Consider the following 12,049-nt stretch of genomic DNA (forward strand, 5'->3'; position numbering starts at 1 on the left):
CGGGCGCGGAGGCGTGGGTCCGAGGACGGATCCAGAGGTCCGCCGGGCCCACCGGGCCGCCCGGTGGCGGTGGTCGCGACCGAGCGGGCGGCGGTGGCGGGGCGACGCCGGATTCGTCACGGCCGAGACGGCGGTGGCGCTGCCGGCCCTGGTGCTGCTCGCGGCGCTGCTGATCTGGGGCGTGCTGGCGGCCGCCGCGCAGATCCGCTGTGTGGACGCGGCGCGGGTCGGGGCGAGGGCGGCCGCCCGCGGGGAGGTGGACGCCGCCGGGCTCGCCCGTGCGGCGGCTCCACCGGGGGCGCGGGTGCGGGTGGAGCTGGCGGCCGACGTCGTGCGGGTCGAGGTCGACGCGCCGTGCGCGGCGCCGGGCCGGCTCGGCGGCCTGCTCGCGGTACGGCTGGGCGCGGCCGCCGTAGCGGCCAGGGAGGACACCCTCGTGGGCGCTGCCGGAAGGCCGATCGGAGGTGGTGGCGCATGAACGGGCCGAACGGTCCGGCGACGCTGAACGGGCCGGCGACGCCGAACGGACTGAACGGGCTGGGTGGGCCGGCCGGACGGGCGGTGGGGCGCTCGGCGGTGGGTTGGCAGGCGGTGGTGTGGCCGGCGGTGCGGGGCGTGGCGCGGGCCCGAACCGCCCGGGCCGCCGCCCTCGGTGGGCGCGGGCCGGACGCCGGCTCGGCGACGGTCTGGCTGCTCGCCCTGGCGGTGCTGGGCACCGCGGTGTTCGCCGGGACGGTCGCGGTCGGGGCCGCGGTCACCGCCCGGCACCGGGCCGAGTCGGCCGCCGACCTGGGCGCCCTCGCGGCCGCCGACCGGTTGCTGCTGGACGGGGACGGCGGGTGCGGGCGGGCCGCGGGGATCGCCGCGGCGCAGGGGGCCGCACTGGTGTCCTGCACGGTGGACCGCGACGCCGACGCCGTCGAGGTGGTGACCGAGGTGGCTCCCCGCGGGCTCCCGGCGGGTCTGCCGGTCGGCCCTGCCCGGGCGCGGGCCCGGGCCGGACCGGTGCGGGCCGCGGTCACCGCCACCGAGGACGGTTTCGGCGGGGCGGCCGCCGCACCGGTGGCGGGGTCATGAACCGGCCGGCCCCGTACCGTCGGCGTCGTCCGGGGCGGTGTCCGGCCCGGAGCCCACCGCGGAGCCGCCGGACGGGGCGGTCGGGTCCGCCAGGTCCGCCGGGTCCGCCGCGCGCTGCTGGTCCGCCCCGTCTGCCCCGTCCGCCGCGCTCGCCCCGTCCGCCGGGCCGGGGGCGCCGGACAGCAGGACGTCCAGCAGCCGGATGGCGGCCGCCTTGTCCAGCGGCTCGTTCCCGTTCCCGCACTTCGGGGACTGGACGCAGGACGGGCAGCCGCGCTCGCACTCGCAGGAGGCGATGGCGGTGCGGGTGGCCGTCAGCCACTCGACGGCCCGTCGGAAGCCGCGTTCGGCGAAGCCGGCCCCGCCCGGGTGGCCGTCGTAGACGAACACCGTGGGCAGTCCGGTGTCGGGGTGCAGCGGGACGGAGACGCCGCCGATGTCCCAGCGGTCGCAGGTGGCGAAGAGCGGCAGCAGGCCGATCGAGGCGTGCTCGGCGGCATGGGCGGCGCCGGGCAGCCGGTCGAGCGGGATGTCCGCGTCGAGCAGCTGGTCCTCGGTGACGGACCACCAGACCGCGCGGGTGCGCAGGGTGCGGGGCGGCAGGTCGAGCTTGCTCTCGCCCATGATCTCCCCGGTGGAGATCCGCTTCCGGAGGTAGCCGACCACCTGGTTGACGACCTCCACCGAACCGAAGGTGAGCCGCCCCTCGCCCCACTCGACGGTGGTGTCGGTGCCCAGCACGGAGATGGAGGTGATGTCGCGGGCGGACGTGGTGTACGGCGGATCGGCGGCCTCGACCAGGGCGACCGAGTTCTCCAGGTCGAGCTCCCGGACCAGGAAGGTGCGCCCCTGGTGGAGGTGCACGGCCCCGGTGTGCACGGTGGTGTGGGCGGCCGCGGCGTCCACCGTGCCGAGCAGCCGACCGGTGTCGGCCTCGACGATCTGCACCGGGTTGCCGCCGCTGCCGCGCAGGTCGACGGCGTCGGCCGCGCGCTCGCGGCGGGTCCAGTACCAGGAGCCGTCGCTGCGCCGGCGCAGCAGCCCGCGTCGCTCCAGGACCGGCAGCAGGGGAGCGGTGGACGGCCCGAACAGGTCCAGGTCGGCGTCCGTGAGCGGGAGTTCGGCGGCGGCCGCGCACAGGTGCGGGGCGAGGACGTGGGGGTTGTCGGGGTCGAGCACGGTGGCCTCGACGGGCGCCGCGAACAGCGCCTCCGGGTGGTGTACCAGGTAGGTGTCCAGCGGGTCGTCGCGGGCGATCAGGACGGCCAGCGCGCCCTGCGCCTCGCGGCCCGCCCGCCCGGCCTGCTGCCAGAGCGAGGCCCGGGTGCCGGGGTAGCCGGCCATCAGGACGGCGTCGAGCCCGGAGACGTCGACGCCGAGCTCGAGCGCGGAGGTGGAGGCGACCCCGAGCAGCCGGCCCGACTGCAGGGCGCGTTCCAGCGCCCGGCGTTCGTCGGCGAGGTATCCGCCGCGGTAGGCGGCCACCCGCTCGGCGAGCGGCCGCCCGAGCTGGTCCTGGGCCTGCAGGGCGACCAGTTCGGCGGCCCGGCGGGAGCGGACGAAGACGACGGTGCGGGTCTGCTGCTCCACGAGGTCGGTCAGCAGGTGCGCGGCCTCGGCGGTGGCGGTGCGGCGGACGGGCGCGCCGTGCTCGCCGACGTTCTCGGTCAGCGGCGGCTCCCAGAGGCCGAAGACCATCGGTCCGCGCGGCGAGGCGTCCTCGGTGACGGCCCGGGCGGGCAGACCGGTCAGGCGCTCCGCGGTGGCGGCCGGGTCGGCGGTGGTGGCGGAGGCGAGCAGGAAGGTGGGTGACGACCCGTAGCGGGCGCAGACGCGGCGCAGCCGCCGCAGCACCTGGGCGACGTGCGAGCCGAACACGCCCCGGTAGGCGTGGCACTCGTCGACCACCACGTAGCGCAGCACCTTGAGGAAGGAGGACCAACGGGCGTGGGCGGGCAGGATGCCGCGGTGCAGCATGTCCGGGTTGGTGAGCACGTACGAGGCGTACTGGCGGACCCACTCGCGCTCCTCGGGTGGGGTGTCCCCGTCGTAGAGGGCGGCCCGGACCCGGGGCGGGGCGAGTTCGGCCGCCCGGCGGCGCTGGTCGGCGGCGAGCGCCTTCGTCGGGGCCAGGTAGAGGGCGGTCGCGCCGCGGCCGTTGCGGGCCTCGGTGCCGTCCAGCAGGTCGCTGAGCACCGGGGCCAGGTAGCCGAGCGACTTGCCCGAGGCGGTGCCTGTGGCGATCACCACAGTCTGACCGGTTTTGGCCAGTTCCATCGCTTCTGCCTGGTGCGCCCAGGGCTGTTCCACCCCGACCTCGTGCGCGGCGGCCACGATCTCCGCCCGGATCGATCCGGGCCAGGGTGCATAACGTGCAGGTCGGGCGGGAAGGTGCTCCGTATGGGTGAGCCGGTCGGACCGCCCTCTGCTGGTGGACAGGGTCGTGAGCAGTGCCTCGGGCAGGCTGTGTCGGGGCGGCATGGGGACCCAGTGTGTCACCGGCGTGACGGAGAATCGTCGTAAGCCATCGTGCGGTCATGGTCACAGGTGGTTGAATGTGGCCGTGACGGCCGGATGGCCGTGGGTCGCAGCGCCGGGGTTCGCCACGCGTTGCTGGGCGTGCCCGGGCTCGCGACCATGCGGTGGCGGCTGCCCGGCCGAGGATCGCACATGACGTAGCAAGGCAAGGTGCTGGAGGTTCCGTGGACCTGTCCCTGTCGACCCGTTCAGTCGGCGATCGTACGGTCGTCGAGGTTGGCGGCGAGATCGATGTGTACACCGCCCCGAAGCTGCGGGAGCAGCTGGTCGAGCTCGTCAACGACGGCAAGTACCACCTCGTCGTCGACATGGAAGGCGTGGACTTCCTCGACTCGACCGGCCTGGGTGTGCTGGTGGGCGGTCTGAAGCGGGTGCGCGCCCACGAGGGCTCGCTGCGCCTCGTCTGCAACCAGGAGCGCATCCTGAAGATCTTCCGCATCACCGGCCTGACCAAGGTCTTCCCGATCCACACCTCGGTGGACGACGCGGTCAACGCGACCGACTGACGCGGCCGGGCCGGCCCGCGGGCCGGCCCGTTCGTTTCCACGCGTCCGGGTGCGCCGGGGTCTCGACGGCCCCGGCGCCCACCCGGCCGCCCAGGGCCGGTTCGACCGGCCCGCAGGGGCCGCACTGCCGGCCCTTGGCCGGAGCACCCCGAGGGGGAGAGATGGCAACCGTCGAACTTCGATTCAGCGCGCTTCCCGAGCACGTGCGGACGGCCAGGCTGGTCGCCGCGGCCGTCGCCAGACGGGCCGGGGTCGACGAGTCGGTGCTCGACGAGGTGCGCCTCGCGGTCGGCGAGGCGTGTTCCCGTGCGGTCGGCCTGCACCAGCGCGGTGGTGTCGGCGGCACGGTCCGGGTCGCGTTGACCGACCAGGAGAAGCGTTTCCTCATCGAGGTCGAGGACGAGGCCGGTCCGGTCGGCGTCCCGGCCTCCGGGGCCGCCGAGGGCGACCCGGACGAGGACACCCTGGGCCTCGCGGTGATCACCGGCCTGGTCGAGGACCTGGAGGTCACCGACGGCGCCGAGGGCGGTCTGATCCGGATGAGCTGGCCGCTCTCCGTCGAGTCCGTCGCGGTCTGACCGGCCGTCCGCGCCGGTCCGTACCGGCCTGCGCCGGTCCGCGGTCTCCTGCGGCCCTTCCCGGCCCTCCGCCGCCACGCCCGTCACCGGACGCCCCGCAGCCCTGCGTCCGTACCGCCCCCGCACGGCTCGTGCGGTCGCACGGCCCGCACGGCCCCTGCGGTCGTACGGCCCCGCACGGCTCGTGCGCCCGTGCCCGGCGCGATCGGCACGGGCCGCTCGGCAGCCGCTCGCGGAGCGGTCGCGCGGTGGTCCAGTCCCTGGGAACGCGTTGACAAACCGTCGCGCACGGCGGTTCGCTGCTTCCGGCACGACCGGCTCCGATCACTGATCGGACCTGTCGCGGAAGAAGAAGAGCATGCGGATCCGCATCCTGTGGCCGGCCGGTCAGGCCACCGCCACGCTGGCGACCACGCCCACCGCCGAGGCGCTCTGGGCCGAGCTGCCGATCAGTTCCTCGGCCAGCACCTGGGGCGAGGAGGTCTACTTCGGCACGCCAGTCAGCGTGCCGCGCGAGGCCGGCGCCCGGCAGGTCGTCGAGCCCGGCACGGTCGCCTTTTGGACGGACGGCGACAGCCTCGCGCTGCCCTACGGGCCGACGCCGATCGCGCGCGACGGCGAGTGCCGGCTGGCCAGCCCCTGCAACGTCCTCGGCGCCCTGGACGGGGACGCCCGGGTGCTGCGCACCGTCCGGCCCGGTGACCCGATCCGGGTCGAACGCGCCTGAGCCGGCGCCGGGGCGGGCGGGCGGCGGCCGGATCCGGGAACCGGGGTGCGGGTGACGGCCGTGTAGGTTCGACGACCGAAGACGACCGAACCGAAAGGCTTCTCCCGGTGAACAAGCGACTGCTGGCCGTACCCGCCCTCGGCGCGCTGCTCGCGTTCGGCGCCGTCGGCTGCGGCGACGACAACGCCAAGCAGCTGGAGTCCTGGGCGTCCAACGTCTGCGGGGCGGCGAAGGACCCGATCGCCCAGGCGCAGACGGCCCTCGCCGACACCGGCCAGGTGAAGACCGGTGAGGTCCCGGCCGATCTGCAGAAGCGGCTCTCCGCCGACATCGGGCGGCTGGCCAAGACCAACCAGGACATCGCGGCGGCCATCAACTCGGCCGGTGCGCCCAAGGTGGACTCCGGCGCGAACCTGCAGCAGGACACCGTCGCCGAGCTGACCAAGGCGGCCGACGGCTACCAGGACGTCCAGAAGAAGCTGGACGCGCTGCCCAACGACGACCAGGCGAAGTTCGCGGACGGGCTGCGCAGCGTCGCCGACCAGGTGCAGAAGCTGGCCTCGCTCTCCACCCAGGCGCAGGCCAAGCTGCAGCGCGGCGAGCTCGGTGCGGCGATGGCGAAGCAGGAGGGCTGCAAGCCCGGGGCCGCCACGGCCCCGAGCGGCGGCGCGACCGGCTCGCCGGACGCCGGGGCGACCGGGGCGACGGGTTCGCCGGCGGCGACCCCCGCGCCGGGTGCGACCGACGGCGCCGGCGCGTCCGGTTCCCCCGCCGCGGGCTCCCCCTCCGCCGGTGCCACCGGTGCTCCGGCCGCGCCGCCGGCCGGCCCGGGCAGCCCGGCGCCCAGCGCGAGCTGACCCCGGGACCGGTCCCGCGCCGGTCCGGTACCGGCCCCGGAACCGCAGCCCCTGCGGGCTTCGGGGCCCGGGCCCCGAAGCCCCGCCGCCGGGCGGCCCGGTGCGGCGGCCGGGGCCCGTGGGGCGGGGGACAATGGCGGGGTGACCAGTAGCCCCGTTCTCGACCTGACCCGCCTCGCCAAGCTGCGGGAGGCGTTGCTCGCCGCCTCGTTCACCGCCGACGGGTGCCTCGACCTGCTCGGGCCCACCGGGTACGCGGCGCTGGCCCGCAGCGAGGCGGTGCCCGCGCTGCGCGCGACCCGGGGCGGCAGCCCGCTGGAGACCCTGGTGCGGCTGTTCCTGCTGCAGCAGCCGGTGCCGTACCGGGCGGCGGCCGCGGCGCTGCCGGTGGAGGACTGTCTGGCCGACGGCTGGCTGCGCCCCGACGGTGACCGGGTGCGTGCCACGGTGGACGTCCGGCCGTACGCCAACGAGGTGGCCGGCCTGCCCAGTTCGGACGCCTGGGTGGTCTCCGACCTGGGCTGCGCGGTGGGCGGCGCGGGCGGCATCGGCTCCGGCGAGACCGCGCACGGGGTGGCCCGCAGGGACTTGGTGCTGGGGGTCGGCGGCGCGTCGACCACGCTGGCCAACGTCACCGTGCGCCGCCCCGTCCGGGCCGCGCTGGACCTCGGTTCGGGCTCCGGCGTGCAGGCGCTGCACGCGGCCCGGCACGCCCAGCGGGTGACCGCCACCGACCTGAACCCGCGTGCGCTGCGCTTCACCGAGCTGACCCTGGCGCTGTCCGGTTTCGACCACGCCGAGGCGCTCGCCGGGAGCCTCTTCGAACCGGTCGGGGAGCGGAGGTTCGACCTGATCGTCTCCAACCCGCCGTTCGTGATCTCGCCGGCCGGCCGGTTCACCTACCGGGACGGCGGCATGGCGGGCGACGACCTGTGCCGCAGCCTGGTCCGCTCGGCCGCCGCCCACCTGGAGCCGGGCGGCTACTGCCAGTTGCTCGCCAACTGGCAGCACGTCAAGGGCGAGGACTGGCACGAGCGGCTGGCCGGCTGGGTGGCCGGCACCGGGCTGGACGCCTGGATCGTCCAGCGCGAGGTCCAGGACCCGGCCCAGTACGCCGAGTTGTGGCTGCGGGACGGCGGTGACCACCGCGGCCCCGGCGGTGACTACCAGGCCCGCTACGGCGAGTGGCTGGACGCTTTCGAGGCGGGCCGGGTCGAGGGCGTCGGCATGGGCTGGATCACCCTGCGGGCGAGCGGCGCCGAGCGCCCGACCGTCCGGGTGGAGGAGTGGCCGCACCCGGTGGAGCAGCCGCTCGGCCCGCACATCGAGGAGTGGTTCGACCGGCAGGACTTCCTGCGCTCGCACGACGACGCGGGCCTGCTCGCGGCCCGGTACGTGCTGGCCGACGAGGTGGTGCAGGAGCAGGTCGGCGCGCCGGGCGCGGAGGACCCGGAGCACGTGATCCTGCGTCACAACCGCGGCATGCGGCGGGCCACCAAGGTGGACACGGTGGGTGCCGGTTTCGTCGGGGTCTGTGACGGGACGCTGTCGGCGGGCGAGATCGTGGACGCCATCGCGCAGCTGCTCGGCGAGGACCGGGTGGTGCTGCGCGACCGGGTGCCGGAGTCGCTGCGGCTGCTGACCGAGCAGGGCTTCGTCCGCCCGGTGGGCTGACCGGGGCCGCGGGCCCCGGAGGAGGGGCGGCGGGGTACCCGGTTCACCCGCTCGTACCCGCCGGTTCGTCCGGTGGTCGCCGGGCGGCCGCCGCCCGTTGGCCCCCGGCTGTGAGGCTCTGTCCACAGGCTGTGGACAGAGCTGGGGAGCCGGGGGCCAGGGGTGGACACGACGACGGCGACGGTGGGCGGGCTGGTGCTCGCCCTCTTCGGTGGCGTGCTGCTGCTCTGGTGCGCCGCCGAAGTGCGCCTTCGCCACCGCGTGCGCCGCAGGGGGGCCGCGGCGGTGGCGACGGTGGTGGCCGAGGACGAGGCGCACGGTCACCTCGACAGCGCGCCGCTGCTCTCCTTCCCGGTGATGCCCGTGGTCGGCGGACCGGGTGGGGGCCGGATCGCCGAGCTCGTGCTCACCCGTCCGCGCGGTCACACCCCGTTGCGCCGACCGGACCGCTTCGTGCCCGGTGCCACGGTGCGGGTCTGCTACGACCCGAGCCGGCCGGACCGGGTGGTGCTGGCGGCCGGGGAGCTCCGCCGGGCCGTGCTCGCCGACCTGCTGTGGGGCCTGCTGGGCGCGGGCTGCCTGGTGGCGGGTGCCGGGCTGCTCGTCGCGGCCGGCGGCTGAGCTCCGGGCGGCCGGCCCGGAGCGGCGGTGCGGCGACGCTCCGCCGGGGCGCCGGCCCGGCGCGGACACGCCGTGGACGTGGCGTCGGCGCGGGGGCGGGGGCCGTCCGCGGGGCGTCGCGGCCGTGGTGCGCGGAGCGTGGGCCTCGGGGGCGACGATTTTCCGTTGACAGATTTTGAAATCCGTCATTCCATCCTCCGGAACCCGCCGAAGCCCCCCTCCGCGGGGCGCGAACCTCCGTCATCGGGTTACCGTTCGAGTGGCGTCGGTGAGCCCGGCAAGCGAAAACGCGGGATCCGTCCGTTTGACAAGGGTGGCCGGGGTACGGTCACACTCCGCTGGTGGGGTCGTCGTGCAGCGGCAGCCCCGGGACGGTTGCGGGGTCGGGCGGAGCGCAGCCCGTGCTGCCGGCGCCGACCAGCCACATAACGACCGGGAGAGAAGAGCGAAGGTGTCCCCGAGCAGCGAGACCGCGCACGGACAGCGACTCGTCATTGTCGAGTCGCCGGCCAAGGCGAAGACGATCAAGGGCTACCTGGGCCCCGGCTACATCGTCGAGGCGAGCGTCGGGCACATCCGCGACCTGCCCAGCACCGCGGCCGAGGTCCCGGACAAGTACACCGGCGAGGTGCGCCGCCTCGGGGTGGACGTCGATCACGACTTCGCGCCCATCTACGTGGTCAACGCGGACAAGAAGTCCCAGGTCAGCAAGTTGAAGTCGCTGCTCGCGGAGTCCGACGAGCTCTTCCTCGCCACTGATGAGGACCGCGAGGGCGAGGCCATCGCGTGGCACCTCCAGCAGGTGCTCAAGCCCAAGGTGCCGGTGCACCGGATGGTCTTCCACGAGATCACCAAGTCGGCGATCCAGGAGGCGGTGGCCAACCCGCGCGAGCTCAACCAGCGCCTGGTCGACGCCCAGGAGACCCGCCGCATCCTCGACCGCCTGTACGGCTTCGAGGTCTCGCCGGTGCTGTGGAAGAAGGTCATGCCGAAGCTGTCGGCCGGCCGCGTGCAGTCCGTCGCGACCCGCCTGGTGGTGGAGCGCGAGCGGGAGCGGATGGCCTTCCGCAGCGCCTCCTACTGGGACCTGGTCGGCACCTTCGGCACCGGCCGCACCCCGGCCGACGCGGCCAACCCGGAGACCTTCGGCGCCCGGCTCTCCTCGGTGGACGGCAAGCGGATCGCCAGCGGCCGCGACTTCGGCTCGGACGGCCGGCTGAAGGCCGCCAGCACCAACACCCTGCACCTGGACGAGCAGGCGGCGCGTCAGCTGGCCGCCGCCCTGGAGCAGACCTCGTTCAGCGTCCGCAGCGTCGAGTCCAAGCCCTACCGCCGCTCGCCGTACGCGCCGTTCCGCACCACCACGCTCCAGCAGGAGGCGAGCCGCAAGCTCGGCTTCGGCGCCAAGCGGACCATGCAGGTGGCCCAGAAGCTGTACGAGAACGGCTTCATCACCTATATGCGCACCGACTCGACCACGCTGTCGGAGACGGCGGTCTCCGCCGCCCGGGCGCAGGTCACCCAGCTGTACGGCGCCGACTACCTGCCGGACGCCCCGCGCACCTACGCCAGCAAGGTCAAGAACGCGCAGGAGGCGCACGAGGCCGTCCGCCCGTCCGGCGACCGCTTCCGCACCCCCGCCGAGACCGGCCTGGCCGGGGACGACTTCCGGCTCTACGAGCTGATCTGGATGCGCACCGTCGCCTCCCAGATGAAGGACGCGACCGGGCAGTCGGTGACCGTCAGGGTCGGCGGGGCCGCCGCGGACGGCCGGGACGCCGAGTTCTCCGCCTCCGGCAAGATCATCACCTTCCACGGCTTCCTCAAGGCCTACGTCGAGGGCGCCGACGACCCGAACGCCGAGCTGGACGACCGGGAGCGCAGGCTGCCGCAGGTCGCCGAGGGCGACCCGCTGGCCGCCGAGCAGCTCACCCCGGAGGGGCACGCCACCAAGCCCCCGGCGCGCTACACCGAGGCCTCGCTGGTCAAGGAGCTGGAGGACCGGGAGATCGGCCGCCCCTCCACCTACGCCTCGATCATCGACACCATCATCCAGCGCCGCTACGTGTTCAAGAAGGGGACGGCGCTCGTTCCGTCGTTCCTCTCCTTCGCCGTGGTCAACCTGCTGGAGAAGCACTTCGGCCGGCTGGTCGACTACGACTTCACCGCCAAGATGGAGGACGACCTCGACCGCATCGCGGCCGGCGAGGCGAAGTCCGTGCCGTGGCTGAAGCGCTTCTACTTCGGTGAGGGCGAGGGCGTGGCCACCGGCGGCGCCGCCGAGGCCGGCAACGGCGACGGCGACCACCTCGGCGGTCTGAAGGAACTGGTCACCGACCTCGGCGCGATCGACGCCCGGGAGATCAGCTCCTTCCGGATCAGCGAGGACATCACGCTGCGGGTCGGCCGCTACGGCCCGTACGTGGAGCGCGCCTCCGAGGTCGAGGGCGAGCCCGGCCAGCGCGCCGACATCCCGGACGACCTGCCGCCGGACGAGCTCACCGTCGAGCTGGCCGAGGAACTGCTGGCCAGCCCCAGCGGAGACTTCGAGCTGGGCGCGGACCCGGTCAGCGGCAACCAGCTGGTCGCCAAGAAGGGCCGCTTCGGCCCGTACGTGACCGAGATCCTGCCCGAGGGCACGCCCAAGACCGGCAAGAACGCCGTCAAGCCGCGCACCGCCTCGCTCTTCCAGTCGATGTCGCTGGACACCGTCACCCTGGAGGACGCGCTGCGGCTGCTCTCGCTGCCGCGCGTGGTCGGCGCCGACGCCGAGGGTGTGGAGATCACCGCGCAGAACGGCCGCTACGGCCCGTACCTCAAGCGCGGCACCGACTCCCGCTCGCTCACCAGCGAGGACCAGCTCTTCACGATCACCCTGGACGAGGCGCTGGCGATCTACGCCCAGCCGAAGCAGCGCGGCCGGGCCGCCGCCGCCCCGCCGCTCAAGGAGCTGGGCACCGACCCGGTCAGCGAGCGCCCGGTGGTGGTCAAGGACGGCCGGTTCGGCCCGTACGTGACCGACGGCGAGACCAACGCGACGCTCCGCAAGGACGACGAGGTCGAGACCATCACGCCGGAGCGCGGCTACGAGCTGCTCGCCGAGAAGCGGGCGCGCGGGCCGGTGAAGAAGGCGGCCAAGAAGGCCCCCGCCAAGAAGGCGGCGGCCAAGAAGGCGACGACGACCAAGACCACAGCCACCAAGACGGCCGCGAAGAAGACCGCCGCCAAGAAGACGGCGGTGAAGAAGACCGCGGCCAAGACGACGGCGGCCAAGAAGACCGCCGCGAGCAAGACCGCGACCACCGACGAGGGCTGATCCCCCGCCAGTGCCGCCGGGCCCGCGCCCCCCGCTCCGGGGGCGCGGGCCCGTGGTCGTCCGGGCTACGTGCGCGAATCGTCACAGGCCGGTGATGAGCGCGAACCGGAACCCCGTTCATCTCATTCCGGTCAAGCCCCGCCCGCTACGCTGAC

General features: G+C 74.8%; 10 protein-coding genes. 9 read left to right on the plus strand and 1 reads right to left on the minus strand.

Translation table 11 applies throughout. From position 1 onward, the window contains the following. Nucleotides 1-133: 133 nt before the first annotated feature. Together ACFYUY_RS14455 and ACFYUY_RS14460 are read left to right on the plus strand one after the other, a co-directional pair. A complete protein-coding gene (locus ACFYUY_RS14455; RefSeq protein ID WP_387900699.1) occupies nt 134-478 on the plus strand; it encodes a TadE family type IV pilus minor pilin in 345 nt (114 codons plus the stop codon). Then, entirely contained in the window at nt 475-1,077 is a 603-nt protein-coding gene (locus ACFYUY_RS14460; RefSeq protein WP_387900701.1) for an Rv3654c family TadE-like protein, read from the plus strand. The genes ACFYUY_RS14455 and ACFYUY_RS14460 overlap by 4 nt, the downstream gene beginning before the upstream one ends. Here ACFYUY_RS14460 and ACFYUY_RS14465 read toward each other — a convergent pair. Continuing rightward, entirely contained in the window at nt 1,072-3,558 is a 2,487-nt protein-coding gene (locus tag ACFYUY_RS14465) for a DEAD/DEAH box helicase (protein ID WP_387900702.1), read from the minus strand. The two genes, ACFYUY_RS14460 and ACFYUY_RS14465, sit on opposite strands and share 6 nt — an antisense overlap. A gap of 221 nt (nt 3,559-3,779) precedes the next feature. Between ACFYUY_RS14465 and bldG the strand changes: the two genes are divergently transcribed. The 7 genes from bldG to topA all read left to right on the plus strand — a co-directional run bounded on the left by bldG (nt 3,780) and on the right by topA (nt 11,894). Beyond that, nucleotides 3,780-4,121 carry an anti-sigma factor antagonist BldG gene (bldG, locus tag ACFYUY_RS14470; protein WP_049659132.1) on the plus strand — a complete coding sequence of 114 codons (342 nt, stop codon included), beginning with the start codon at nt 3,780-3,782 and terminating at the stop codon, nt 4,119-4,121. A 161-nt stretch (nt 4,122-4,282) separates the two neighbouring features. Then, nucleotides 4,283-4,699 carry an ATP-binding protein gene (locus ACFYUY_RS14475; RefSeq protein WP_360217132.1) on the plus strand — a complete coding sequence of 139 codons (417 nt, stop codon included), beginning with the start codon at nt 4,283-4,285 and terminating at the stop codon, nt 4,697-4,699. A 358-nt stretch (nt 4,700-5,057) separates the two neighbouring features. Next, nucleotides 5,058-5,426, plus strand: a complete 369-nt coding sequence (locus tag ACFYUY_RS14480) for a cyclophilin-like fold protein (protein ID WP_387900704.1) — start codon at nt 5,058-5,060, stop codon at nt 5,424-5,426. Nucleotides 5,427-5,533: 107 nt separating this feature from the next. Beyond that, nucleotides 5,534-6,283: a small secreted protein gene (locus ACFYUY_RS14485; RefSeq protein ID WP_360217126.1), complete on the plus strand. Its 750-nt coding sequence runs from the start codon at nt 5,534-5,536 to the stop codon at nt 6,281-6,283. 141 nt (nt 6,284-6,424) lie between these two features. Then, a complete protein-coding gene (locus tag ACFYUY_RS14490; RefSeq protein WP_387900706.1) occupies nt 6,425-7,957 on the plus strand; it encodes a methyltransferase in 1,533 nt (510 codons plus the stop codon). A gap of 162 nt (nt 7,958-8,119) precedes the next feature. Continuing rightward, a complete protein-coding gene (locus ACFYUY_RS14495) occupies nt 8,120-8,578 on the plus strand; it encodes a DUF3592 domain-containing protein (protein ID WP_387900708.1) in 459 nt (152 codons plus the stop codon). A 451-nt stretch (nt 8,579-9,029) separates the two neighbouring features. Beyond that, nucleotides 9,030-11,894 (plus strand): type I DNA topoisomerase, encoded by a 2,865-nt coding sequence (gene topA / locus ACFYUY_RS14500; RefSeq protein WP_387900710.1) that lies wholly within the window; start codon nt 9,030-9,032, stop codon nt 11,892-11,894. Nucleotides 11,895-12,049: the final 155 nt, after the last annotated feature.

Source organism: Kitasatospora sp. NPDC004745, assembly GCF_042873275.1.
In the GTDB taxonomy this organism is placed as follows: Bacteria; Actinomycetota; Actinomycetes; order Streptomycetales; family Streptomycetaceae; genus Kitasatospora.

What these genes read in the sequence shown, in the direction of transcription:
- ACFYUY_RS14460 (WP_387900701.1), top strand. Translation starts at nt 475, where the DNA reads ATGAACGGGCCGAACGGTCCGGCGACGCTGAACGGGCCGGCGACGCCG.
- ACFYUY_RS14465 (WP_387900702.1), bottom strand. Translation starts at nt 3,558, where the DNA reads ATGCCGCCCCGACACAGCCTGCCCGAGGCACTGCTCACGACCCTGTCC.
- ACFYUY_RS14475 (WP_360217132.1), top strand. Translation starts at nt 4,283, where the DNA reads ATGGCAACCGTCGAACTTCGATTCAGCGCGCTTCCCGAGCACGTGCGG.
- ACFYUY_RS14480 (WP_387900704.1), top strand. Translation starts at nt 5,058, where the DNA reads ATGCGGATCCGCATCCTGTGGCCGGCCGGTCAGGCCACCGCCACGCTG.